At 51.0% G+C, this 25,218-nt stretch carries 18 protein-coding genes and 1 pseudogene; 12 read left to right on the top strand and 7 right to left on the bottom strand.

Going from position 1 to position 25,218, the window contains the following annotated elements; translation table 11 throughout:
• Positions 1–35: 35 nt before the first annotated feature.
• A complete protein-coding gene (locus PDR5_RS29835) occupies positions 36–293 on the bottom strand; it encodes a LasR-specific antiactivator QslA (RefSeq protein WP_082934376.1) in 258 nt (85 codons plus the stop codon).
• A gap of 169 nt (positions 294–462) precedes the next feature.
• Here PDR5_RS29835 and PDR5_RS30340 point away from each other — a divergent pair.
• The 5 genes and pseudogenes from PDR5_RS30340 (at position 463) to PDR5_RS09935 (ending at position 5,020) form a co-directional block, all read left to right on the top strand.
• Positions 463–718, top strand: a pseudogene (locus PDR5_RS30340) (helix-turn-helix domain-containing protein).
• Positions 719–823: 105 nt separating this feature from the next.
• The gene (locus PDR5_RS09950; protein WP_064594924.1) at positions 824–1,780 is read left to right on the top strand and encodes a TIGR03756 family integrating conjugative element protein; all 957 of its coding nucleotides are present in this window, start codon (positions 824–826) and stop codon (positions 1,778–1,780) included.
• Positions 1,777–3,159 (top strand): integrating conjugative element protein, encoded by a 1,383-nt coding sequence (locus PDR5_RS09945; protein ID WP_064594921.1) that lies wholly within the window; start codon positions 1,777–1,779, stop codon positions 3,157–3,159. The genes PDR5_RS09950 and PDR5_RS09945 overlap by 4 nt, the downstream gene beginning before the upstream one ends.
• Positions 3,160–3,162: 3 nt before the next feature.
• Positions 3,163–3,471, top strand: coding sequence for a hypothetical protein (locus PDR5_RS09940; RefSeq protein WP_064594918.1), 309 nt, complete (start codon positions 3,163–3,165; stop codon positions 3,469–3,471).
• A gap of 10 nt (positions 3,472–3,481) precedes the next feature.
• Positions 3,482–5,020 (top strand): conjugal transfer protein TraG N-terminal domain-containing protein, encoded by a 1,539-nt coding sequence (locus tag PDR5_RS09935; RefSeq protein WP_064594916.1) that lies wholly within the window; start codon positions 3,482–3,484, stop codon positions 5,018–5,020.
• On the opposite strand, the gene PDR5_RS09930 is transcribed toward PDR5_RS09935, so the two are convergent.
• Positions 5,013–5,423, bottom strand: a complete 411-nt coding sequence (locus PDR5_RS09930) for a DUF3742 family protein (RefSeq protein ID WP_064594914.1) — start codon at positions 5,421–5,423, stop codon at positions 5,013–5,015. The two genes, PDR5_RS09935 and PDR5_RS09930, sit on opposite strands and share 8 nt — an antisense overlap.
• Positions 5,424–5,869: 446 nt before the next feature.
• Here PDR5_RS09930 and PDR5_RS09925 point away from each other — a divergent pair, with 446 nt between their 5' ends.
• Positions 5,870–6,199, top strand: coding sequence for a hypothetical protein (locus PDR5_RS09925; protein WP_064594911.1), 330 nt, complete (start codon positions 5,870–5,872; stop codon positions 6,197–6,199).
• 114 nt (positions 6,200–6,313) lie between these two features.
• Positions 6,314–7,276, top strand: coding sequence for an ArdC family protein (locus tag PDR5_RS09920; RefSeq protein ID WP_064594909.1), 963 nt, complete (start codon positions 6,314–6,316; stop codon positions 7,274–7,276).
• A 128-nt stretch (positions 7,277–7,404) separates the two neighbouring features.
• On the opposite strand, the gene PDR5_RS09915 is transcribed toward PDR5_RS09920, so the two are convergent.
• The gene (locus PDR5_RS09915; protein WP_064600738.1) at positions 7,405–7,602 is read right to left on the bottom strand and encodes a DUF7740 domain-containing protein; all 198 of its coding nucleotides are present in this window, start codon (positions 7,600–7,602) and stop codon (positions 7,405–7,407) included.
• 232 nt (positions 7,603–7,834) lie between these two features.
• On the opposite strand from PDR5_RS09915, the gene mobH reads away from it, so the two are divergent.
• The 5 genes from mobH (at position 7,835) to PDR5_RS09890 (ending at position 14,936) form a co-directional block, all read left to right on the top strand.
• Entirely contained in the window at positions 7,835–9,559 is a 1,725-nt protein-coding gene (gene mobH, locus PDR5_RS09910) for a MobH family relaxase (protein ID WP_064594907.1), read from the top strand.
• A 403-nt stretch (positions 9,560–9,962) separates the two neighbouring features.
• Positions 9,963–11,042: a DNA sulfur modification protein DndB gene (gene dndB, locus PDR5_RS09905; RefSeq protein ID WP_064594905.1), complete on the top strand. Its 1,080-nt coding sequence runs from the start codon at positions 9,963–9,965 to the stop codon at positions 11,040–11,042.
• A complete protein-coding gene (gene dndC, locus PDR5_RS09900) occupies positions 11,042–12,568 on the top strand; it encodes a DNA phosphorothioation system sulfurtransferase DndC (RefSeq protein WP_064594903.1) in 1,527 nt (508 codons plus the stop codon). Before dndB ends, dndC begins: the two co-directional genes overlap by 1 nt.
• A complete protein-coding gene (gene dndD, locus PDR5_RS09895) occupies positions 12,565–14,577 on the top strand; it encodes a DNA sulfur modification protein DndD (RefSeq protein ID WP_064594901.1) in 2,013 nt (670 codons plus the stop codon). The genes dndC and dndD overlap by 4 nt, the downstream gene beginning before the upstream one ends.
• Positions 14,574–14,936 (top strand): DndE family protein, encoded by a 363-nt coding sequence (locus PDR5_RS09890; protein WP_064594899.1) that lies wholly within the window; start codon positions 14,574–14,576, stop codon positions 14,934–14,936. Before dndD ends, PDR5_RS09890 begins: the two co-directional genes overlap by 4 nt.
• 207 nt (positions 14,937–15,143) lie before the next feature.
• On the opposite strand, the gene PDR5_RS09885 is transcribed toward PDR5_RS09890, so the two are convergent.
• The 4 genes from PDR5_RS09885 to PDR5_RS09870 all read right to left on the bottom strand — a co-directional run bounded on the left by PDR5_RS09885 (position 15,144) and on the right by PDR5_RS09870 (position 24,904).
• Positions 15,144–16,952, bottom strand: coding sequence for a DUF262 domain-containing protein (locus PDR5_RS09885; protein ID WP_082934375.1), 1,809 nt, complete (start codon positions 16,950–16,952; stop codon positions 15,144–15,146).
• 465 nt (positions 16,953–17,417) lie between these two features.
• A complete protein-coding gene (locus tag PDR5_RS09880) occupies positions 17,418–19,208 on the bottom strand; it encodes a DUF262 domain-containing protein (RefSeq protein ID WP_064594897.1) in 1,791 nt (596 codons plus the stop codon).
• 13 nt (positions 19,209–19,221) lie between these two features.
• Positions 19,222–20,034, bottom strand: coding sequence for a putative phage abortive infection protein (locus tag PDR5_RS09875; RefSeq protein ID WP_064594895.1), 813 nt, complete (start codon positions 20,032–20,034; stop codon positions 19,222–19,224).
• A gap of 577 nt (positions 20,035–20,611) precedes the next feature.
• A complete protein-coding gene (locus tag PDR5_RS09870) occupies positions 20,612–24,904 on the bottom strand; it encodes a DUF3883 domain-containing protein (protein ID WP_064594893.1) in 4,293 nt (1,430 codons plus the stop codon).
• Positions 24,905–25,218 lie beyond the last annotated feature (314 nt).

Raw genomic sequence — 25,218 nt, 5'->3', positions numbered from 1 at the left:
ATTTTGATCGCGCGCGCCCTAAAGCCAACGGCAGGTTATCGTGATGTTCCTCCAAGCCGCTGCTGAATCCTCAATAAGAATCCAGCTTCAAAAGCGTCTTGGCAGCAACCTGCAGGAAAGGTCTTGCGTGTTTGCGCTAGCTCCCACCACAGTGGAACGTCGCCGGGCGCATCTAGCCAAGCCTGAGCGCATTGCACGCCACGTTCGATCATTGGGGAAAATTCTTTGCCCCAAGGGGTGAGAAGGCTTGGACTACCATACGCCGCAGGAATTGAAATGTAATTTTCGTCCATACACACCCTAGATTTCTGATTTATTGTTCGACGAGGAGTCAATACTCGAGAATCATAAAGGCAACAAATGAAAGCTCGATAACAGGCATGAGCATCAAATCGCCTAGAACGTTATAAACTTAGACTATCTCCCGTGGATTAAGAGTCTCTTTAGGCGCGGTTTGTGCGCATGACTCAAGACTACGTACAGTTCCGCATGCAACTGGCGGAGAACATCCGCTTGATACGGCACGTGAAGAACCTTACACAATAGCAATTGGCGCTCATGGCCGAGGTGGATCGTACCTATGTCAGTCAAATCGAACGAGGGGATCGGCAACCCATCGCTGTTGGTCCTGTTCAAATTCGCCACTATTTTCGAAGTCACCGTAAATCAGCGACTTGTCGACCCCAATATCCTGCGAAGCTCCCTTCACGTCAAATAATAGTCTCACGTCTCACAAACCCGATAGATCCGCCTTCATAATTTCCACTGACAGTCTTCAGTCCCTAACCGAATCTGCCCAGGCCATACACTGAGAGCCTGGATAATGCCTGTTGCCTGCTCGTCAATCCCCCCCACAAAGTTACGGCCCTTGGCGCTGAGTATTCTGCTTGCATGCGGCCCAAGCGTGGCACTGGACACCGGAAGCATCACCTCCTCCGTGCTTTCGCCAGACTGTCTCGAATACAGGGTCGTCGGAATTTGCTTCTGGCTGCTCTGCACGCCATTCGGCTGCACAATCAAAACCTCGACCAAGGTTCGTCATTTCATTCCTGAGCTGGTGGTCTCGAGCTACGCCACCACCGGCAATAACCCTTGGACCGAGATGGACACTCTCTCCTCTCCCATCAGCGGTGCGGAAGGTGGCGGCAACCTGATCACCCCGAACACCCACCGCGACAACTTGCCCCGCTTCAAGAACGTCGATGGCATCGGCCACCCCGGTGGCTGGATCGCAACGCAACTGGCTTCGCAGTCCGGCTACGCCTGCGCCAGCGGTGCAACTGCGTTCATGCCCTACTACCTGAGTACCCTGGACTCACTGGCTTGGCGCCATGGCATACCGGAAAGTTTCTACCCCGAGTCGCTCGTGCCGGGGATCCGTGAGATTGGTCGTCAGGCCTCGGGAAACATGTGGGGCAACGTTTATCCTCGTCAGGGCTTTCTGGTGCAGCCTGACGATTTCAAAGCCGCCGCAGTCATGGCGCAACGGGCCGGCGATGTGATTACCCGAAGCTGGCAGCCGCACGTGTATGTACCGCTCACACCCATACCACGCGACGGCTACTGGCCGCCTGGCCCGATCGTCGAAAACGACGCCTCAACCCATAAATGGCAGTTGCTCTACCCCGAGGTTCAGCCTACGTGCGCGATCTTCCCTAGCGATCCGGTCCAGAGCGCGGATAGCGGCTACGCATGGTCGCTGTGGCGTCCCTATAGCTGCTGCAAGCGAGAGGGACAGACCTTCCTGTTTAGCATCGGCTTCGAAGGTGGTGCTTCATGAGTCAGCTTCTTGCAGGACCATGGTTGGGCCCGATGAGTTTGTTGCTCTGTGGACTGCTTGCCGTGGCCACACATACCCACGCCGCCGGTGACGATTACCGCTTAGGCACCCAAGGCGAAGTGCTCGACGATCGGGTGATGTACACCATCGGTGGTGGCTCGGCAGTGGGTTCACCGAGTTCGCTCTATCGTCCCAACGGGCTCGGTGTCGGCGCTTCATGGCGAGCGAACATGATGTGCGGCAACATGAGCCTCACCAATACCTTGCAAAACCAATTGAACGGCGTCACCGAGGGTTTCCAGCAGATCATGGGCAGCATAGTGCAGAACGCGACCCAGGCAGTCATGTCGCTGCCAGCACTGATTATTCAGCGCGCCAACCCCGGTCTCTATGAGTTACTTAGTAATGGAGTGCTACAGGGGCGTATCGATTTCGACCGCTCCAAACTGACCTGCCAGGCCATGGCTGAAAAGATGGCAGATAAGGTCGGTCAAGCCGGTTGGGGTGCACTGGCCAAGAACCAGGAGATGCAGGGTAATCTGGAGCAAACCGGCGGTGATGCGGTGGCCGCGGTGAAAAACACCGAAACCCATAACGGCAACAATGGGGTGTTCTGGGTCGGCGGCTCAAAGGCCGGAGGTAGCGGGCAAGTGCCCATTCGGGTGACTTCCGACGTGGTGCGTGCGGGCTACAACCTGATGCATAACCGATCGGTGGATGAAAGCTCCTCAATCAGTAGCAGTGATTGCCTAGGTGGGGCCATATGCCAGACATGGACTTCGCCCCAAGAAGAATCCGACTGGGCCGTTCGCGTGCTGGGCGAAAGCGAAGTCGCAACCTGCGATAACTGCGAAACCCTGCGTGCTACGGCCGGCAGTGGATTGACGCCGCTGATCCAGGAAGCCTATAGCGAACGCCTCCAGGCCCTGCAACGGCTGCTGTCGGGTTCACTGCCGCTTACCCCAGACAACTTGACTAAAGCCTCGAGCCCGATGCTGCCGGTGACCCGAGGCGTGATTGAAGCTCTGCGCGACGATCCCGACCAGGATCTATTGGCACGACGCCTGGCCAGTGAGACGGCCCTGTCCAGCGTGCTCGACAAAGCCCTCCTGCTCTTGCGCACGCTGCTGGCGGGCAGCCACGAACCGAACATCGCTTCGGCCGAACCTGCTCAAACGGCCTTGACGAAAAACATCGACACGTTGGAGCGCGAAATACGCATGCTGCAGACCGAGCTGCAGGTACGGCAAATATTGGCTACCAATACCGCCAGCCTCGTGCTCGATCGGCATGTCGGAGGTGCCGATGCGTCGCGCACCGTCGAGCAAGGCGACCCCGAACCTGGCCGACTCAACGACGCTGATGCCAGGCGTAGGTGAGTCATGAAACACTCATCGCTATTCACTTTGCTTTCTTGTCTGGGGATTGCCGGGGCGATGATCCTGAGCGCCGCGCTGATCGCATGGATCGGCCGTGCTGCACTGGGTAGTTTCGAAGTCTGGCAGCAGGCACTCGAATCCGTACGGCCCTATCTGCGGTGGTGGCGTGCCCTGCTCTACGGCGTCCTCTTTGCACTCTGGTGGGACCTGCTGAGGCGCTACCGACATCGACCACAGGACCGACTGCGCGTGAAGCGCGCCGGGACATTAGGGCTCTTGCTCTTTACCTGCGTCGAGCTCACTCGATTGTGAGGTCACGACTATGCTCATGAGCGCCAACAGCTACCTGGAGTTTTACCTCTCCATACTGGCCTGGATCATCAACAACGGTATCTGGAACGTTCTGTCCGATACTGGACTGTTCGCCGCGCCCTTCGGCGTGATTATCTTGCAAGAGTGGTTGTCGGCCCGTCAGCAAGGCGCGGATGAAGGCAACAAGGGATTGCTCTCGGTACCTCGAATCGAGAACCGGCTGTGGTTGGCCTACATCATCGTATTGTTCGGTTGCGCGCCGGTCTTTCCGCTAAACCTCGCTTCAATGGCGTTCGATGATGCAGCGAGCCAACGATGCGGTGTCAGCGTGGCCAAGCCAGCGGAAACCGCCTGGGGCGCTACTTTCAACACCATCGGAGAACGCTCTGCCAACGTGCCGGTCTGGTGGTTTCTGGTTCATGCCTTGAGCAAAGGAGTGACCGCGGCGGCCACCGCCTCCATCCCCTGCGCACCGGATATCCGGCAGATGCGCATGGAGATCGACAGTTCGCGCATCGACAGTCAGGTCCTGCTGCAGGAAATTGCCGACTTCACTCGTGACTGCTACAGCTATTCCCGCTCTCGGCTGTTCACTAATCGTCCGCAACTGGACAAAGCGCAAAGTAATGATGCGTCCTGGATCGGCTCAAGCTATTTTCTCGACACTCCGGGCTACTACGACACCGATCGCTCACGTACACCGCGAGTCAGCTGGCCGTATGACGACAGCCGCGATGTTTCCTTACCGCGGCTGGAGAATGGCGCGGGCTACCCCACCTGCAAGCAATGGTGGAGTAACAGCGGAGTCGGGCTGCGAGAGCGTTTGATCGAGCAAGTCGATCCTTCGCTACTGACTCAATTGAAAGGTTGGTTGACTGGCCGCTCAAGCAACGAGATCGAAGATGCCACCCTTCGCGAACTGGTCAGCCCTCGCCAACAATCGATGTCCATGTCGCCCGGACAGGTGTACCAAGACTATGGCTCCAGTGCTCGCGGTGGGTCGATCAATCAGGGACTCAATAACTTGGCGACCAACACTGGGCTGGCCCTTGGCTCGTTCAGCAACTTTCCGGCAATGAATGCACTACGCGCAGCCCTGCCCATGGTGCAGGCCTTCCTGACAATGGGCGTCATCATCAGCTTGCCGCTGATCCTGCTGGTCAGTACCTACCAGCTAAAGGCCGTCATGACGGTGACGTTCGCGCTGTTCACGCTGCATATGCTGACCTTCTGGTGGGAGTTGGCCCGCTGGGTAGACTCCAGCATGCTCGATACCTTGTACAACCAAGTGTCGGCGTCCAATCAGGTACTGTTGTCGCTGCCAACATCCGGAGTTATGGATGGGACCGTCACAGCGCAGGTGATTGAGTATGTGATGGGGGCGATGTTCTTGGTCCTGCCAGGTCTATTTCTGGTTGCTATGAGCTGGGCAGGCTATTCAATTGGCAGCAGCTTTGAAGGGATGCTAGGAAGTGCGAGCAAGGCCGCGCATGGTGCGGCAGGCAAAGGCACAGATCAGTTGATGGGAGCTACGAAAAGGATCATCTGACGTCATTACTCGATGATTTGGAATGCCCGATGTAATGGCCGTTGTCGTCGTAATTGCCTAGATAGGAGTTGGCCCCTAAAAAATCTGGACCTGGATCATTGCCTTCATGATCCGCATCAATGGCACCCTTGGACACCAGAAGCCCAACTACAGCAATCATCGTCACCACAGAAGCGACCAGCCAGAAACCGATAAATAGCAACCCGAGGATGAGTGCCAGCTTCGTAACCAGAAAGCTCCCACGAACCAATAGCCCACCAGTAGGCATACCTGTCGCCACTGCACGTTTAGCCACACGAGATTCAAATCCTTTTAACCTGCGATAAACACGTTTTACCGACATACCGCAGACATATGCCCAGCGGTGCGTGCGGGAGATTTGAAGTGGCTGCTGAGCTGGCATGATTGCGCCCTCTTCCGAGCGTATTCCTGTGGAAATCGAGCTTACAGCCTACTACTGAAAACCGCCCATGCTTAACCGTTTATCAGCTTATTCGATCGAAAACTCTTCACTGGAAGGCAGAAGACGCACCGCGTACAACAGCGCCTCTAAGGCCATTGACTCATCCAAATCATCCAGCTACATAGAGAATACGGATCGCTGTTTTCGGCAGCACCTCCCCAGGTAGCCAGAGCCTTCAAAGCTACGTCACTCCGGTGATGGTTCCCCCAAGTGCGATTAGCGTTCGGTGGCTCGCACAGTCACGTTTCACAGTGATGAACGCCTACTTCTCTCCCGAGCGCCTTTCAGGTTCTGCTCGTTTCAAACCCTCTTGTTTTTCTTCAACCCACTGCGGGGAATTCTTTTCCCTATGGGACAGGTTTCTTCGCTCTCAACGGAGGTACACCATGTCCGACTCACTCACATCCGAAACACTGAATAGCCTGCGCTTGCCCGTTGTGTTTACTCCAGACGCGTGGCAACGCGCAGTACTGCTCGACGATTCAAATCATCCTGAAAAACTGCAACTCGATAGGCTGAGCAACGTGGTACGCGCAGCCTTAAAAGCTCACCTGGCCGATCCAAACGCACCCTACGTGGTGTTCGAGGTAACCAAAATTGCCTCAGCGGGTGACACGAGTCATGAACCGTTGCTGCAACTGAGCCTCAGCCTGCTTCAGGCACCGGACCAGCCTGATGCCTTATTGATAGCGCTTGCGGAAGAGCATCAACGCTGAACGCATACACACTCAGACTGCGCGTAATCCTGCATCAATCCAACCCAACGCCCACCGGGGAACCCTTCCCCGACGGGCAAGGCGTTCCTCCGATTTCTCTCGAGGAAAATGCCCATGCGTAATATCTACCAAGACGTGACTGACAAAATTGTTGCCGCGTTAGACCAAGGCGTAGCCCCCTGGATCAAACCGTGGTCCTCAAGTGACTCAGCTGATGTCGGTCATCACCAACCCTATCCCATTAACGCCATCACACAGCGTCCCTATTCAGGCATCAATTTACCGTTGCTCTGGGCTGAGGCCAGGTTGCAGGGGTTCGCTCAAGATCGCTGGTTGACCTTCAACCAAGCCAAAAAAGCCGGAGGGCACATCCGTAAGGGTGAGCACAGCACCCTGGCAGTGCTCTACAAGCCGATGGAGCGCGAGGAACAGACCGAGTCAGGTCAATCCGCACTCGATGAAAACGGTCAGCCCAAGGTCGTCCACTTTGGCATTCTCAGGACGCATTTTCTGTTCAACATCGAGCAAACGGAGGGGCTAGAAATGCTCGACGAAAACGCTCTTGAGACGAAACTGAGCGATCCGTTCTTCCCAAACAGCGCTGCGGAGGAACTGTTGTTAAGTTCAGGCGCAAACATCATTCATCGAGCTGCTGACGAAGCTTTTTATCACCCGATCAGGGACCTCATCCAACTGCCGACAAAAGCGCAATTTCACGATCAAGGTGGGTACTACGCCACCGCATTGCACGAGCTGACGCACTGGACCGGGCATCACTCTCGTTTAAAGCGCGAGGGCGTGACCTCTCCTTGCCCATTCGGCTCGCCTGGCTATGCATTTGAGGAATTGATCGCCGAAATGGGTGCTGCTTTTTTATGTGCCTACGGGGGTATACAGGGAGAGTTGCGCCACGACGGCTACATCGACTCTTGGCTCGGCCTGCTCAAGGCTGATAATCGCGCGGTCTTCCGAGCCAGTGGTCAAGCCCGATGTGCTTCGGAGTATGTACTCAACCTGGGGCTGCAACGGAAACAGACGGTCATCGATGGCCCGCAATGCACGAACGACGGAACTTGATCGTTACCTCGCTGCAGCAAGCCCTTCAAAGGGTCCAACATGAGTTGGGCCCGTTTTTTGTCCAGAAAAAGCCTCATGCCGTAGGGTTCTGATGCAGAGAGCAGGCAAGTAGATACGCCCGCAGCATGTCATTCCGCATCTAGATTCTGTGCCAGATAATTAACCAGATCCAGCGGACTACGGCTGTCGATCACCTTGTAGATCAGATCGCGTTTGCTACGCGGAAGCTTCTTGACCACGCTCTTCGCCGAGACCCTGACGGCTTCGTCTGTTCCATGGATACGGGCCGCGAGTAGCAGCACGAGCGTGGCGTCAGTGAGGTTCATGGCAAGACCCAATAAAATTTCGCACCGCAGTGTACCGATACTTTTCTTTTTCGCACCAGCACACGCGTCCAACAAAACGGCACCAGGACAAATCGATATTCCGATTGCCGCACAAAGGGAAACGCATCAAAAGGACCGGTAAGGGTTGGAAGGGAATGGGGAGTTAAGGGTAAGAGCCCTATCCGAAAAGGCTAAAAGGCCACCGACTCTGCCAGTTCCCGGGAGGACCTTGATGCTCAGTCTGTTTCGGCACAAAAGGCAAAAGCCTCCTCCGCCACCAACCGTAAATGTCGCTGAAGGTTACCTGCCCGTTGAGTCGTCCCGTAACTTGTTAGCCGCGGAGCACCGCCGTCAGTTGCTCGATCGCATCTGGCAGCACACCGCCCTCTCCCATCCGCAGTTCAGCCAGCTCTATTTAAATCCGATCCATCGCTACGCCGAGCTGGTCCAGCAGCTTCCAGCCAGCGAGACGCACCACCATGCCTATCTTGGCGGCATGCTCGATCATGGGTTGGAGCTGGTCGCTTGTAGTTTGAAATTGCGTCAGTCGTATCTGCTTCCCACCGGCGCCGCACCCGAAGACCAAGCCGCCCAGACCGACGCTTGGTCCGCTGGCATCGCCTACGGCGCCCTGCTGCATGACATCGGCAAGATCGCCGTGGACCTGCTGGTCGAACGCCAGGATGGCCGTGTCTGGCATCCTTGGCAGGGATCCCTGGATCAGCCCTACCGTTTTCGCTACCTCAAGGGTCGCGACTACCACCTGCACGGCGCGGCCGCGGGCTTGCTCTACACCCAGATTCTCGACCGCTCAATCCTCGATTGGCTCAGTGGATTTCCATCGCTCTGGGCCAACCTGCTGTATGTCCTAGCAGGTCAGTATGAGCGTGCCGGCGTGCTCGGTGAGTTGGTGATGCAGGCAGACCGTGTTTCCACCGCACAGAACATCGGCGGAAACCCGAGCAGGGCGCTGCAAGCGCCGACTCATTCGCTGCAACATCACTTGATCAGCGGATTGCGTCATCTGGTTCAGCGTGAGCTGAAACTCAACCAGCCAGGTGCCGCGGGATGGCTTACTCAGGACGCACTCTGGCTGGTCAGCAAGACGTTCACGGACAAGCTACGAGCTTATCTGCTGTCGCAATCGATTGAGGGCATTCCCTCGTCCAACCTCGCGGTGTTCGACGAGCTGCAATCACATGGATTGGTTGAGTCCACACCGGAAGGCAAAGCCATCTGGACTGCAGTAGTGGTTCAGGGGAACTGGCAGCAGAGCTTCTCCTTTCTGCGTCTTCAACCGGCGTTGATCTGGGGGAACGAAGAGCGACCCGAGGCTTTCAGCGGAACGGTGAGCGTGGCAGCCGATGACCACTCGACTGACGCTTCAGTTTCACCTCCAGCGCCTAAGACCGTCAGTACTGGATCGCGTCAAAGCTCTTCGCTGACAGATCCCATGGCGATGGAAGACGCTGACTATCTCGGCACGCTATTGGATATGTTCAAGCTGGAAGAGCCTGAGGTCAGCGACGAATCGTCAGCAAGCACTCTCGAAATCTCAAATCCCTCGCTGGATGGCCCAGGTCAGGCATTTCTTAGTTGGGTCAAAGAAAGCATCTTGAGCCACAAGCTGGTCATCAATGACAGCAAGGCGAAGGTTCACACCGTGGACGGCACTGTATTTCTCGTGACCCCTGGCCTCTTTCAACGCTATGCGCAGGAGTTTCCTGGTGTGTCTCATGGCACCTGTCAAGAGATCGAAGAATGGCGCTGGGTGCAGAAGCAATTTGAGAAGCTGAAGGTCCACAGGAAGCGCGCTGATGGTTTGAACATCTGGGCGTGCAAAGTGCAAGGTCCCAGGAAGAAAACAACTTTGAAGGGATATCTGATTGCGGAGCCGACATCACTTTTAGAATCGATACCACCAAACAACCCGTTTCTTGCGCTTGATGATGGCTAACGACCTCAAATAGGCAGCCGCCCAACTCTTTTCTTGGGCACTGCCCATGCAAGGATTGCCTCCCAGATTCTATATTTTTGTCACTTACAATCTAGCTGCAGATCTATCCATGACACGCTCCTCCCGAAGCGTCGGTGTGCCCAACGCAGCACATCAGCGATCTCTTCAAGCATGTGAGAAATGCAGAATAACGGCCACCCAGATACAGGTATCCATCCTGTCATTCTGTTCCGCACTCAAAAACTTGACGTCTACCACGCGCAGGCCCCGCTGTTTAACCCGTCGCCCTATTGACCTCAACTCACAAGCAAGCTGCTGGACCGTACCATCGCGACATCCCGCCTTGCGTGTATGTTAAAAATATGCAAAATAACGTACCTGCAGAGAAAAGACATGCGAACACATGACGACCTATATTCATTCCTTCCCCTGCGTCCGAGGCATTCAAGCCGGTAGGCCTTGCTACATAGCGATGTGCCCGATGCGCCTTGTGCCAAAGATTTTCATTTTCAACGAGGAAAATGTGCCTGCGGATTTGCGCGCACAGCGAACGTTGAACTTGGCTAGGGTTCCTGAGATTTCCGCATATTTGCTTGACAATCGCGACGACTACACCCTCTCTGCAATCACCGCTTCAGTTGATGGGGTAGTCCAATTCAATCCTGCTTCCGATACTGGCCTAGAGCAAAGCATCGGTACGCTAACCATACCAATGGATGCCCAAATTCTAATCAACGACGGTCAGCACCGTCGGGCAGCCATTGAGCAAGCCATCCGCGAAAATCCAGAACTTGGCTACGACAACATCCCCGTGCTTTTCTTCATTGATGAGGGGCTGAATCGTAGTCAACAAATGTTTGCTGATCTCAACAAGCATGCTGTGAGACCGAGTAATTCAATAAGCACGCTTTACGATCATCGAGACCAAATTTCCGATCTGGCCAGATACCTGGCCAAAAACGTCGAAATTTTCTCCAGGATGACAGAGCTGGAGAAATCTAGCCTCTCTCCCCGCAGCTCCAAGCTATTCACCCTCAGCGCTATAAAAAACGCCTCCCGCGTCTTATTGAAAAAAGGGAAAGGCGATCTCATTGCGCAGAATGAGCGGGAGCTCGCAAAATCGTTCTGGGAAGAGGTGTCCTTGCAGATGCCTGATTGGATCAGAGCAAAAAACAAAGAGCTGTCGACGTCCGAATTACGGGACAATTACATTCACGCCCACGGCGTGCTGCTGCAAGCAATGGGACTTGTCGGAGCTGAACTGATAATCCGTAAGGAGTCTGAATGGAAAAATACCATCAGCCAGCTCCGGAGCATCGATTGGTCTCGAGCAAACCCGGAATGGGAAGGTCGCGCCATGGTTCACGGCCGGATCTCTAAAGCCACAACGAACGTAGCGCTCACAGCAAGTCTTATCAAGAAAAAACTTGGCGTCCCGCTATCCACGGTTGAACGCGAGTTAGAAAACAGGTTTCCTCAATAATGAGTAATGATCAATTCCTCTATCCATCGCACGATGATTTCGTTCAAGAAGCGATCATTTCTGGAAGACCGCTAGCGGATGCTGTCCGTGAACTTCAAAGCATCTACAAGGCCGATAATCGCCCTTGGGTAGTGGGTTTCAGCGGCGGCAAGGACTCTACCGTCATCCTGTCGCTCACCTACTATGCCCTGAAGATGTTGCCGCCTGAAGAACGCCACAAGCACGTGTACGTCGTCTCCTCCGACACTCGAGTAGAAACCCCTGTAGTAGTCGACATGATCCGCCAGGTACTTGATTCGGTGAACGCTAAAGCCGTTCAAGATCAGATTCCGATGACAGCCCATTCTGTCACCCCTAAAGTTGGAGAAACGTTCTGGGCCAACCTCCTAGGTAAGGGCTACCCAGCGCCGACCAAGGCGTTTCGCTGGTGCACAGAGCGGATGAAAATCGATCCAGTTAGCGAATTTATCAAAGACAAGGTAGCCCGTTTCGGCGAAGTCGTGGTGGTACTCGGCTCGAGACGTGAAGAAAGCAACACGCGTGCGCAGGTGATCACGCGCCACAAAATCGATGGATCTGCTTTGGGCCGGCATACCACCCTGCCAAATGCCTATACCTATATGCCCATTGAGCTATGGCACGCTGACGATGTCTGGGAATATCTCATGAGTGCTGCCAGGCCTTGGGGTGGCTCCAATCGAGTGTTGTTTGAGCTGTACAAAGACTCCAACGCTGGCGAGTGCCCACTGGTAATCGACACCAATACACCATCCTGTGGCAATTCACGCTTCGGCTGCTGGACATGCACCGTGGTGACTCATGACAAAGCAATCGAGGGCCTCGTAAACAGCGGCGAGGATTGGATGCTGCCGCTGCTGCAGTTCCGCAACCAGCTACACGCCAGCTCACTCCCCGAAAACAAAACTGAATACCGTAACTACAAACGTCGTACCGGAAAAGTGACCTTCGCGAGAGGGGCTATAGACGACGACACTAATGCTGCAACCAAACACGTGCCTGGCCCGTATTGGATGAAATATCGCAAAGAGTGGCTGAAGCTGCTTCTGCAAATTGAGAAAGGTATTCGTGAGACGGATCGTGAAATCGAGCTGATCGGCCGTGATGAACTGCAAGTAATCCGCCAGCAATGGCTAAAAGACCCGAATGAGCCAGACTGGGTTGATTCACTTCCTAAAATTTACGCCGAGGTCTACCCCGCAGATACAGTTGAGTGGATCAAGAATGACGCCGGCGCCTTCACTGAGCCCGATGCGGCCATCCTGAACGCATTGGAGCAGGAGCACGGAGTGCCGGCGGTCCTGATCATGAAGCTGATCGATACCGAATTATCATTTTCTGGCCTCTCACGTCGGAAAGGAATTCTGGAAGAGCTGCAAAAAATCCTGGAGCAAGACTGGGGGGGGCTGGATGAAGCGCTGGAACGTCGCGCCGTACCTACAGTTAACGACACGTATAAGACCGCTTTCGAATCTCTGAAAGCCGAACTAGATGGCTTGCTGCAATGATTATAGATTCCCTTTCAGTACTAGATTTCCGAGTTTTTAGCGGAGCCCACAACTTTGATCTGGTTCCTAAGATCAAAAGAGGCAAAAACGCGCCTATCGTTTTGTTCGGCGGTTTAAATGGCGGCGGTAAGACAACCATTCTGAGCGCGCTAAAGCTTGCTTTGTATGGCAAAGGCGTACTGGGCTCTGGCGCAACAGTTGTCGACTATCACCAATATCTTCGTGACTGCATCCATAGAGCACACAACAGCATTGCCAAACCTACACGGGCGGCTGTCGAACTTACCTTCCGCTATGCGCAATATGGGATCATCTCGAGCTATCAATTGACACGGGATTGGTTTATTGATCGTGGCGGCAAGATCAAAGAAGGCCTTATAATTTCTAGGGACGGCAAACACCTGACCGAGCTTTCATATGATCAGGCACAAGCTTTTCTTAACGAGCTGATCCCGATTGGCGTATCCGAGCTGTTCTTCTTTGACGGCGAAAAAATCGCAAGCCTCGCTGAAGAAACATCCGGGGACGCTCTGCGAGAGTCGATCAACAAGCTTTTAGGCTTGGACCTCATCGACAGGCTGCATTCTGACCTATCCGTGATCATCAGAGGCCGCTCAGTAAAAAAAGCATCTGAAGATCGCAAGCAAAAAATAGCTGAAGCAGAACGAACTTACGAGGATCTGAAGAAGCAGCTCGCTGATACACGCGAAAAACTTGTCCATATGCGTGTCAATACCGTCGAGGCAAACAAAAACCTGGCCAACATTGAGGCAAGTATTAATGCGCGCGGCGGTGCCTGGAGCGCTACAAGAGAGGAAGAAATAGCTAGTCTTGACTCACTGGCTAGTGAGAAAAAAGCCATAGAGCATACTTTGCATGAGATGCTGAGCGGCTTACTTCCGTTTGCAATTACCCGAAAATTGAACGAAAAACTCCTCGTACAACTGGACTCTGAGCAACGCGCGGAAAAAGTGCAGGTTCTTTCTGAATATTTGGAGCGTCAGAAAATCAATTTTCTGACAGAACTCGAATCGACGCTAAAAATCAGCAAGGAGCAGAGACCTGCCCTTCAAGATATTTTCCTTAGGACATTCGGTTCAGAACTCGGTAATAGCGATCGAAGCCTATCGCCAGTACATGAACTCTCGGACACCCAGCGATCTAGCATCACTCACCGCCTGATGAATGATATGGGAGCGCTCCAACAACGAGCCGCTGGTCTAGTGGCAAAGCTTCAGGACACTGATACCGGAATCGAATCTGCTAAAGAAAATATTGCTAGAGCCCCAGAAGAAAAAGTGCTAATGCCACTGTTTAACGAACAAGGGCAGCTACAAGGGCGCTTGTCCGTTCTAGAAGAACAAAGATCTTTGATAGTTGAGGAAGCGAAGGCACTTCTCAATCAATTGTCCACTGCAGCACGCCAATTAGATGAACTATATACAGAAATTTCCGAAACCCAAGAAGCAGAGCGTCTAACCGGCCTTGCACAAAATGCCAGAGAAGTTTTAAGAGAGTTCTCTGCACGTGCTCGAATTGAAAAGCTCAAAGAGCTCGAGTCGCAGTTTTTCATATCATTCAACGGTCTCGCGCGCAAAGAAGATCGAAACCTTAGTATTCAGATTGATCCTAGCTCCTTCGAGGTCGTTCTTATTGACGATGAGGGTGTGACGTTACGTAAGGATGAGCTGTCAGCAGGTGAGAAGCAGATATTCGCAATTTCTGTTCTAGAGGCGTTAGCGCGAACGTCGGGGCGAAGCCTGCCAGTAGTAATCGACACGCCGCTTGGTCGCCTCGATTCTGTTCATCGTAAAAAACTCGTGGAGAATTATTTCCCTAAAACCAGCCATCAAGTAATTATTCTCTCGACAGATACAGAAATTGATTACGCTTTTTATGAGGGACTTCAGGGAAGTATTTCTCACTCCTATCACCTGGTATACAACCCAGAAACTCGATCTACTCAAGCCGAGGAAGGATATTTCTGGCGGTGGGTTAATAACGCATGAATACATTTCCGCATAAATTCAAAATTTCAAGTTCGTCAACCGCGAAATTAAAATATCTTAAATCTAAGACTGGTCTAACGCCTAATATCTTAAGCAGGTACGCAATCGCCCTTGCTCTGGCCGATGAAAATGGCTTAGGCAATGCCAGCGTATCGGATTTAGAAGGACAGGAGTTCAATGCCCCCACCCTATTTGGTGAGCACTTGGATATTTACGAAGCGCTGCTCAGACAATTCACACATCAAAGTGATTTGGACTGGGATCCCGTCAGGCACGTAGCGTCTCTGATCGAGGTAGGTCTTCATAAAATGGGGCATATACGCTCGCTCAAAGACGTAGCGCAACTGATTAGTAAATAATCAACAATCTTGACCAGCGATGCGGTTTATCACCCATCGCAAAGGTCACATTCTCACAGGTGAGGCAAGCCTCACCATTATTCCGATGCTTTTAGAGTCTATCTTAAAACTAACGATAGGATCCATATTCCCTTTAGCCGTAGTATTTTGACGCCGACGGAACAGGACGCACTTGATAACTTACAAGCACCGTCGGCACGATTCACACTACACAACAAAGATATGGCGCGCCATTTCCAGCACATTCCTTTCATACTCAACAGAAGCTTTCAAATTCCACTTGAGCTTCTTGCCGATTTTTTGATTTAACGCAATCGACGAAGATTTGAAGACACCTCGTTTAGCCGTAAAATTGTCGTTATCGGCCATTGAGTTTATCTCCGGATCAAGAATAGTTAGATTACCAATGGAATTTTTTCTAGGCTCCATCTCAATATCGATATCTGCTGCTTTTGCATTTTTTGGATATACGTGCTCAATAGATGTCTCCCCAAAATCCAACAACCTATGTCCTTCAAGGCATTTTGGCACGCCTACCGCCCCACTCTCGTACCAAGCGTAATAGGAATCAAGCATCATCAAAAAATGCTTTATGTTTTTATTGCCTCCTGTTTTACTTTGATAATGCAATGACATCAAACCATTGATAAAGTTATGTAATGGTGCACGCTGCTCAAGCAACCCCCCTAGCTTCTGCCTTAGTGAATTGACGCTATACGCAGCACCTTGAGTACGTATGACTTCACATTCTGAATAATAAAGCCCCTTTAGCGGAGTCACATGCTCATTGCAAATAATTTTATACCTGAAAAATGCTCGCTCAAGCATTAAAACAATATCTCTAAACTTGACATGACCCAGTTCACTTGCAGCCAGCAATAGAGGAACACTGAGAGTGTGCCCTAAATGAACGACCAAGCTTGCCAACCGGGCTCTATCCCAGGGCGTCACAGGCCTTTGATCTGCAAATATCCACTCACCCTTTGTAAAAGCTCTGCAGCGCTCCACATCTGCATGAATAACTTTTAGCTGCGCGATGATATATTTTGCATCTTTCTTTTTTACTCCGCCTGGTGCCAACCCTTCGAAAAATGCCTCCATATATACATCAGCGAGCGCACCAGACCTGGCTCGTCTATATGCATGAGACTCATATATCCATTGTAAAAAATCATACGTTTTATTTGGCTTGTCCGACAGTATATCGTCCCAAATTTGTTCAGCCGCTAACTGCTCATCACCATAATCTTCCAAAAGTTCTAAGGTCTTAACCCTTAGCAAATCTCCATCTGTCAGCGAAACGCCCCGATCGTTAATTACCTGAAATAATCTATAGGCATCTGGCTTGTTCTCCGCGACCATATGAAGCATTGAAAAATCGCTAAGCAATACATCATGTACCTGCTCGAGAGCGTCAACTTTTTCGGCAAAATCGTCAAATTGATTTTGTACTTCTTTCAAATACGCAACAACTTTACCCATCGCGGACAATAACTTTTCATGCGAGTCAATTTCACAATCCGGTTCATTTCCTGACAATAAACTTCGAAAATAACCCTCATCTTTCTTAGACAAAGTCAGAACATTGGCACTTGTGACAACTCGATTAACCACCTGCTCGTGAGTAACAAATGATGTCTTTAAATTTTTTACATAGTGCTCAACCCTTTTCCTGAGCTCGAGATCAACAAGAAAATCCGCTAGTTCGCTAAAGACGTCCATCAGAGCATACCCGAACAACACAATTGTCGTTATTCGCTGCTGACCATCAACTAGCTGATAATGGACAGCATTAGCAACCCCCTCAATATCACTTTTAATGCTAAGAATACCGCCAAGGAAATGCTCACGATGCGCTCCACCTACACGCGAGCGATAACATACATCCACATCAGAAATGAAATCTTGAACGGAATCAGAATCCCAAGCATAGCCTCTCTGATATTTAGGGACGGAGAAAACCGTCTTATCTCCAAAAACATCTCCTACAGCAGCATGAACGGGCTTAATATTCATCCTTGGCGTCCTTTCGTTTATAAATCTAAAGTTCCAACATCAGAGTAACAGGCGAAGAAAAAAAAGGCACTAAAACGAGCTTGTTACAATCGCACTCGTTGCTAACGAAACGATACGCCATTTCGGAAGATGCGTGACGACTTAGTTTGGAACGCCAAATAGAATCGAAGAATGGCCTGAAGAGCCGTGGGAGAGCGCACAGTGTAGAACCACTGCGATGTAGTTTGCGGCGATTACCCCCACTACGGTAACGTACAGGGTCCACACCGAAGAAGATGGCATCCTGGTTGCCTCAACTCAAGCTGCCCGCGCATCTGTCACCCCAGTCAGTAGATTGGACCAATTTTTTATCAACAGCGGCGATTGCACTGCTCCGCTGTATTTAACCAATACTAATCGAATGCCCTATGTCCATTACCATAACAGGAGAACATAGGGCTACACCACAATCATTGAAAGAAAATATCACTCCTCAAATTTTAGAGGCCAAACATTTGTTGCATAGGTTTCAGCAAGATACAATTGTCGCTTGGCAATACTTTCAAAAGTCCACTCCCCTTTCTCCAGCCAACTGTGAGTATTTTTCGCCACACTGACTGGCAAACTTAAACCACTTCGCAAATAATCCAAATTATCATCATTCTCAAATTTTACAGACAGAGCCTTGTTCTTCACTGCCTGATTGACATCATGAGGAAGCATAAGAAGATTGCCAATTCTATTTAAGTATCCACTATAACCTTCTTTTTCTTGCACTCCGAGCCACTCCACCCCTGGCTTCTTTGGCATTATAAACTCTACTCTCTGGGAAGCATTATTGTTACGCGGCCTCGTATCCAAAACTGGTTTAATATAATTTTCTATTTTCCAAATTATGTAAAATGCTTGCCTGATATTACTCACAGCAGCTCTTGAGAAATTCTCCACGAACCGCTCATCCGAACTTTTTCTCGAGAAATAATTCGACACTTCTGCGAGTGACAAATCCGCTCTTACCATCGCGGATGCCTCTCCAAAAAACTCTTGCAACGAACCCACAGAATCTTTTGCAATAAGCCCCTGTCTAAACAAGTAGTTCTCAGCAAGAACTAGATACTTTTTAAGAGCCGCGACATTTTCGCCGTGCTTATCCATTATTGCCATAATAAAAGAAGCACAGTGCGACTTCCATAATGGATCTACAATTGCGTACCTCAAATCTTCTAACTCGACATCCCATCCTTTTAAATCACCAAGTAGGAACTGCCGCCAATTCAAGGAATCCTTACTAAACTCTTGTGCAAAATCGAGTGCCCGTATTGTAGTTGACGAAAGCACCTTAGAAACCTCTTCAAATATCATCTCCTTTTTAACCCGCTCATGGCGATACGTAAAAGAAAATTGAATTAACTGAGGCAAATCTAGCTTCTTATTATCAGGCTGACTTTCCGAATTATCTATAAAGACATCCCACAACCTTGTAACGCTTTCCACTACATTTCCGCCGGAGGACACTGCATGCTCCAACAAGACATTCTTAATAAGATCAGCTTGAGACAAATCTAGCCCCCGCTCGTTCAATGTCTCAAACAAGCGATATGCCAATGATAAATTAGCAGTACGAACAACCAAAACATAAAAAAACTCGGTCAAAGTCTCTACCAGATCTCTTATCCGAGATTGCCTCTCCTCTGAATCTTTGCCTTTCAACTCTTCTTCTATAGAGCTGTAGAAAAAATCGAACGCCCTAATAATATTGGCCTGAACCTCGGATTTTTTATCGCCCGCTCTATCCCAATACTCTCGCTTAGATTCGACCGAAGGGTTTTCGAATAAACTATTGCAGTAAAAATCATCTTCCCTATTTAACTTTAGGCGGGGAACAAAACCGGCATTTGGCGCCACAACACAATCAAGCAAAACATGCTCAAGCTTCAAGCGAATCTTTTGATCCATTATCTCTGAAGTATAAGATCGCAAACACTCCGAAAGAATTGTGATGGTAGTCAACCGCTGTTGCCCATCAATTATCTCCCATCTCGCGCTATCGTGAGACTGCTCTTGACCAATCACCACAATCGCACCTAAAAAGTGACCAATTGCATTACCACCAGGCCCTTGCTCCTTGACAGCAGTAATCAAGTCATCCCATAGCTTCTCGAGCTGTTCAAAACCCCACCTGTATTCGCGCTGATTAGGAGGTACCACAAAATAGGTAGACTTTATAAGTTCACTGACGCTTGTAGACTTCGTGGCCAACTGCTGACTTGGATTCATAATTAAAAACTCACTAAATGGGGTTAACTACCAAAGAAGAATGAAGATCTGCATCAAAATACAACTGCTTTGAAATATCTCCAAAAAAATTATATTTATTTAAGTTATCTAATGCTAACGATCCACTACAATTCAGCGAATGGTAAAAAATAAGAAGCCTTTCATTTGCGGATAACTGGGCGTTAACAATCGAGTAGTATTGCAATGGATTGCTAGGGCTTCGCACCTCTATGAAATCAATAATGCTTTTTAGAGATCCCACGTAGTGTCCAATAAACCTATCGTTATCAGCACTAAAAACCTTATAGGCCTGCGCAATTATTTCGCGCTCATCCCTACCAGTGGAATGATATTTCTTTACGTTCTCATAATTGATCTTGAGTCTTCGCAGCAATATACGAAACGCTCCCCGACCCTGATTATAATCCTCTTTTTTCTCAGTATCTTCCAGATCTAAAGTCTTGACATTTTCATTATAAAGAAGAACCATGGAAAAGAAGGTATTTTCAAACGCCTGAACATTTAAATGAGCACTTTGCTCCTTCAGAGCAGAGGTAGAATGAGAAAGTTCTCGGGACTGGATAATTAAAGCGCCTAATATCGCAAACAAAGACAGCATCGCGAGTATCGGATTTAAGGTCCCTCCAAAGAAATCACCAAACTGCCCCCATGCAGCATGATCGACTAAATATTCGCCAGCAAAATGCTTTTTGTAAATTACAATGACACTTCCGGCACAAATTACTGCCACAGCTAATATGACCGCCGATATTTTTATCACCGCTGAGTCAAAAAAACCGGTGCCATCGTGAGCCTTATCCTGCATGTATCCTTACCTTTTAATAATTTGCGGCAGCTAGGACTTCGCCATTACAAGTTAACGTTTCCAAAACTCATCCGAAACAGTTTCCATCAGCGATATTACATTACGCTTAGTAAAGATCCAAATCGTGTCACCCCCTGAAATTACGTTGCATGTCTTCGGCGCGCACGCTATCACTAGACAGTCAGAGCCAGAGGTTCCCCAGGCTGAGATACGCCCCAGTCTTCCAGCGCGCAGACAAGTTGAAGCCCTGCGCATCCTCATAATAGGCAATGCTGCATAGCAAGCTGCATACAGGTGATTGGAGCCAGTCAGCATGAAGATCGCCTGAGTCAGATGGACGGCTAGAATGTAGATCAGCCAGGATGAAATGTCAGCTTTAGCTGCAATGAAGCTCAGCCCTCAGCACTACACATCAGAATTACCAACCTAAGAGATCGTAAAGGTGGGATATCTGGGGCGTAGCCTTCGTATTTATGTAATTTCTCCGAAATCTCCCCAGCCACTCTTATCAGAGACCACAACCGGAGCTCAGTAGCGGCGTAAGGGCAAGAATTCAGCGACTTATGATGCAATTGCCCTAGAACGACTCTACCAACTTCTCGATATTGGCGCGCAACATGCCGAGCTCAAGCGTAATCTGTCTCGCCCCAAGCATGCGCGATGGGTTGGTGAAGCACTTTGCCACGGGTTCCTTAGCGGCGACGCGATAAACGCGCCATAACTCATAACGCTCCCGCTCACGCAGTGCCTTTTCAAACTCTCTGCGGGGCCAGTCAAATCTGCCATCCACACCTGTGGTCGATTTCACTTCAATCCACCGCGGCTCCCCGTTGATGTCAATGGAGCGGATGTCATGATCGGCGCCCGGATCGTCTTGCGATGTCCATACGACGTACAGCTCAGGTTTCGCATAGCCCATATCTCGTACTTTCTGAAGCTCCATGCGATAGACCAGTTCCTCACCACGTTGCCCCACACGACGAGCCCGCTCATTCTCCGCAGCCGTGGGTGGTAGCCAAACATTCGTGGTTCCACCGCCACCACCTCCCCCTCCTCCGCGTAGTTCGATTTCTACTCCTTGGGTCGGCGCGACCGTTAGTAAGACATCTTCGAGATTCGGTAAAGCGAAAGTAGGTGCCGTAGGTGGAAGCGCAGGCGGAGCGTTAATTATGCGCGGCGTAGCTGTATCAACGGGCTGGACCGCGTCGCTGCTAGTCGAACCAGAGGTGTTGAGATTGTCGAAGACCTGACGCAATGCAAGCTCCTCAAAATCTTCATCACTTTCGTCATCGTCTTCGAGATCGTTGGCCTCCTCATCATCCGCGATCGATCGGAAGCTATTGGAAAGCCCCATCTGCTCTAGATACTCTCTTAACTCCTCAAGCGTTCCACAAAGAAGAAGCGGAAGAAATGCGTTGGCGATGCTGCGCATCGTCGCCACGCTGGTAGCGCCAGCGATTTCTGCAAGCGCTTCAGCAAGCAATAGTTGAAATCTACTTTTGGTCTTTGGCGGAATGACACAGACCTGCCCAGCACTGACCGCTACCTGAGCAGGAACGACAACGCTCGTCCCAGCCACGCTGTAGCGACGCTCCATACTCGAAAAAAAAGCAATGTCACGAATACTGAGGAGGTCCCTTTTGATCATGGAAAGTGACGCTGGCTGGAAACCTGAATGACCATGCCGATTTCGATAGGCAACTTCAAACAGTGCGCGCGCAAGAAGCGGTCTATGCAGAATGGCGATGACGCGCTCGGCCTGTTTAGGCTTGAACCAAAGTGGTGGTCGACACGAAGAACCGAGTACAGCCTCACTTGTACCAGCGATTGCTGACAGTGGACGAATGCCGAGACCTGCAAAAAATGAGCGCACGTGTTCGGTTCTGTCAACGACTCCGGTGGCACTGTCTGCATTTCGAAGTGCTTGTTCGAGTGCTGGAAAATCCGGTTCGAGGAGTTTTCCAGAACGCAGCTCACCAAGAGTGAAGAGTCGCGCTCGATCGTCGATCAAGCAGCGAACATCCTCAAGCCCTGAGGGTAAGCCAAAGCTCCTACGTAGGCGGTAAGCCTCTAGTAGGATGGCCCGTCTATCCGATGTTAAGTGGGTGTCAGTTGCCCATGCGGCTGCCACATTTCGGAAGAAGCGCGACCAATGCGTATCATTAGGCTGACTCGCAGCGCCAAGCGCAAAATATGCATCTCCGACTGCGTCGGAATGTTTGTAGAGAGGGAACACCTCGCCTAGCGGGGTTGCCGTCCTGGAACCAACCAGGATTTCGGAAGGGGGGTAGAAGCCGTCGTGAACCCAACAAATCCGCATATTAAGAAATTCAGATTTGTTGCGCCGCTCGCGCTTAATGGCCTCCACAAGTGCCGGATATATCAAATCAGGCCGATTAGGAGCCCGTCCCTCTTGCATACGGCGATTGAGAATATCGACCAAAATCTCCGAACCAGGTGCGACTGAGAGTTTCAGCTTACGATACAGCAGATCATGACTCCCCCCGACAATTCGGTGGTCGTCATCGATGCATAACCGATTGGACCTCGTGTCGAGGTGAAGCATGCAAGGAGCCGTAGGCTGCCCTGATCGCGACATCAGACAGGGGATCACCTGCAGTTCATCTATGACCGCAGGAACGAGCAAATTGAAATTTTCGGTAAGCAGCTTTTCAAATCGTTCAGCTATCTCAGGACGCTCGGCAACCAATCGAGCGTAACGGACGAGATCCGAGCCATTTAGCGAACTACGAATCCGCAAGCGCGCGATCAATCCTGACGCCTTAAGCATCTCCTTCGATGGGGCATCTATCGCCGCATCGAGCTGCGTTGCCAAGGGCTTTTTGAGGTGCACCATGGTAGACGGCGCTACCCACTGACCACGCTGATTCTTGACAGTAGGATTGTTGCGTAATGCTGATAGAACGAGACGGCTGATCGGCTTCTCGCTGGTCAGTAACTTCCGGTAGAGCGTTTCTCGCTCCCGGTCATCGCCTACAGCGGAGGCGGAGCGGCCAGCGGCGTCAATCAGCCATTGCTCTTCGTCGAATGTACGGCAGTGACTTGAAATTGATTTGCATTGAATGAGTTCTGGATGGAGCCGGTTGGCCAAAGGTTCCGGGCAATCAATCCAAAGATCTGGGCTTACGATCATCAGTCGAACAGCGGGTAAGAGTTCACCAACAGCATTCAAAGTCGAAGCAGTATTACCCAAGTCGGCTTTATTCAGCTTACTCAATCGTCGCGGGTAAGCCGACAACGCCAAAGCTTGGCGTTTCTGCATGTCTATGCCGGTCATGGCACCAAGATAGTTCGTGAAGGAGTAATTCGCGTCGTTGCCAATTTTGGTCTCAAGACCCTTTAAATCATCACCTGCACATCGCAGCCTTACTAACGAAGAAAGTGTGAATTGCTTAGCACCGCATTCTACCGCCAAGCTGGACAACGCCTCGTCGCCCGAAAGCTTAGGGACCAGATAGCGATTAGCACTGAGAAAACCGTGCAGCTCGGGATCCGTAGGAAGCACGATCTCAGTCGCGCGGGCGAAGTGAGGATTGGATGCATCCCCTGTAGGCCAGCAAGCGTCAGTCGCAAGGCGCTGAGCTATTTCATTTGAAAAGCGCGTCGAGCTGGGGTTGCCGTTGCTAACGAGTGCCTTGAATGCGTCCGCGCCATATCTGTCGAACCAATCAGTTTTGAGAAGATCAATTGTCAGCTCGACGGCTTGGTCGATAAGCCAGTCGTTCCAAACGTGGTCGTTTATCCCGCTTCGATCCGTGTTGAGTTCGAATGGAGCACTGATACTGACGGCACAGCCAGTGACGGACGAGGGTGCTTTCAATGGATAATAGATGTGACCAAACTGCCGGAGATCGATTCGCCGGCGAAGGATCGGGACCGACACCGCGATACGTAACTTTCCGCCAGGTTGTCTGTAATATGCCGGAAAAGATCGTCCTGAAAACCTTTCAGGAATTTCGACCGTCCGCAAAAACTCCTCCTCCTGGAACTGGATTCGTTTGCCATCTTGATCGACGAGCGCACCAGCCCTCTTCGTCATAGTGACGTGCGCAGCAAAGGAGCGCTCGCGTTTGGCGTCTTGTTTCCAATAAAGCACACGACCAGTGCGGACCGATCGAATAATGACCTCACGCAGTCCGCTTTTTTTTCCAGTAAGTGCAAGTTTGACTAGCGTGTCCGGCATGCCTGCAGCCATCATATCGAGGGCATGCGCCTCTCTTTCGACGCTAAACGCCTCCAGCAGCTCTGTCGACTTAAGCCTATAAGGCACGTGAACGCGAACACCCTTCCGCCGGGACGACGCTGGGTCTCGTTCACGGCCTGTTTCTTGTGTTTGAAGATCAAGCAATGCGACCTGCCCGCCTGATCGTACGTGTATTTGATCGCCAAAACGAAACAACGAACGTAATCCGAAATTCTTGGAGCCGATACCATTTGCTTTCGGCGCCACAACCTCTTCTTGCCGGCTGCCCAGCACATTGCCCGTACCGACAATCACAGAGAGCCGCTCCCACCCATTGCGCTCTATATTTCGTCCGGTACCGACTACCTCAAGCGAATGGCCTCCGAAGTTGAGCGTCAGTGAAGCTCCGCCGCCGTCATATTCGTTTTGGACAAGCTCGCGCAGTACGTCACTTGCATCATGTCCTGCAACAAACTGCTCAATGAAACTCGAGCCAATCCTGGTTCGCCGGCTCCCGCTGAAATCAGGTGGTACGTAGTCGGCTTCGTCTGCTATGGGTTGAAGGATACGTGCCTTTCCTTGGTTACGTGCAGGTCGGTTAGCCGTCTTGGCATCAGTCGTAATTTCCGACGCCTCTGACTCATCGACTGCCAATAAATCCTTCAAACGTAGCACCTCGCGTTAGGTGGATCGCAGTCTTGGAGTTCACAACTCTTCGCTGGCGTGTAGTGGTTTATCGAACCTAGATTAGGTTGCCCTATAAGTTCCAGCATCCATTCGATCCTACTAGAGGGCATCGTATCGAACACTTCAAGGAGCAAATGGGAAAAACCTCCTAACTGATCCAACAGGTGGTGCTTAAGCGTTAGCACATAAAGCCGAACGGGGGATATGTACACGCAAGCTGCCATCTATTGCGCACGCGTATTGGCTATGGATCGTCAATCGTCGTACCTGACTATGCTCAAATAGAACAATGA

Origin of the sequence: Pseudomonas sp. DR 5-09 (assembly GCF_001655595.1) — a bacterium.
Taxonomy (GTDB): Bacteria; Pseudomonadota; Gammaproteobacteria; order Pseudomonadales; family Pseudomonadaceae; genus Aquipseudomonas; species Aquipseudomonas pharyngis.
The sequence above is the reverse complement of the archived record's forward strand: the minus strand, read 5'-3'. Positions and strand labels throughout refer to the sequence as shown.

Bases quoted from the DNA above. Each gene is read 5' to 3' on its own strand.
- PDR5_RS29835 (WP_082934376.1), bottom strand. From the start codon at position 293: ATGGACGAAAATTACATTTCAATTCCTGCGGCGTATGGTAGTCCAAGC.
- PDR5_RS09950 (WP_064594924.1), top strand. From the start codon at position 824: ATGCCTGTTGCCTGCTCGTCAATCCCCCCCACAAAGTTACGGCCCTTG.
- PDR5_RS09945 (WP_064594921.1), top strand. From the start codon at position 1,777: ATGAGTCAGCTTCTTGCAGGACCATGGTTGGGCCCGATGAGTTTGTTG.
- PDR5_RS09940 (WP_064594918.1), top strand. From the start codon at position 3,163: ATGAAACACTCATCGCTATTCACTTTGCTTTCTTGTCTGGGGATTGCC.
- PDR5_RS09935 (WP_064594916.1), top strand. From the start codon at position 3,482: ATGCTCATGAGCGCCAACAGCTACCTGGAGTTTTACCTCTCCATACTG.
- PDR5_RS09930 (WP_064594914.1), bottom strand. From the start codon at position 5,423: ATGCCAGCTCAGCAGCCACTTCAAATCTCCCGCACGCACCGCTGGGCA.
- PDR5_RS09925 (WP_064594911.1), top strand. From the start codon at position 5,870: ATGTCCGACTCACTCACATCCGAAACACTGAATAGCCTGCGCTTGCCC.
- PDR5_RS09920 (WP_064594909.1), top strand. From the start codon at position 6,314: ATGCGTAATATCTACCAAGACGTGACTGACAAAATTGTTGCCGCGTTA.
- PDR5_RS09915 (WP_064600738.1), bottom strand. From the start codon at position 7,602: ATGAACCTCACTGACGCCACGCTCGTGCTGCTACTCGCGGCCCGTATC.
- mobH (WP_064594907.1), top strand. From the start codon at position 7,835: ATGCTCAGTCTGTTTCGGCACAAAAGGCAAAAGCCTCCTCCGCCACCA.
- dndB (WP_064594905.1), top strand. From the start codon at position 9,963: ATGACGACCTATATTCATTCCTTCCCCTGCGTCCGAGGCATTCAAGCC.
- dndC (WP_064594903.1), top strand. From the start codon at position 11,042: ATGAGTAATGATCAATTCCTCTATCCATCGCACGATGATTTCGTTCAA.
- dndD (WP_064594901.1), top strand. From the start codon at position 12,565: ATGATTATAGATTCCCTTTCAGTACTAGATTTCCGAGTTTTTAGCGGA.
- PDR5_RS09890 (WP_064594899.1), top strand. From the start codon at position 14,574: ATGAATACATTTCCGCATAAATTCAAAATTTCAAGTTCGTCAACCGCG.
- PDR5_RS09885 (WP_082934375.1), bottom strand. From the start codon at position 16,952: ATGAATATTAAGCCCGTTCATGCTGCTGTAGGAGATGTTTTTGGAGAT.
- PDR5_RS09880 (WP_064594897.1), bottom strand. From the start codon at position 19,208: ATGAATCCAAGTCAGCAGTTGGCCACGAAGTCTACAAGCGTCAGTGAA.
- PDR5_RS09875 (WP_064594895.1), bottom strand. From the start codon at position 20,034: ATGCAGGATAAGGCTCACGATGGCACCGGTTTTTTTGACTCAGCGGTG.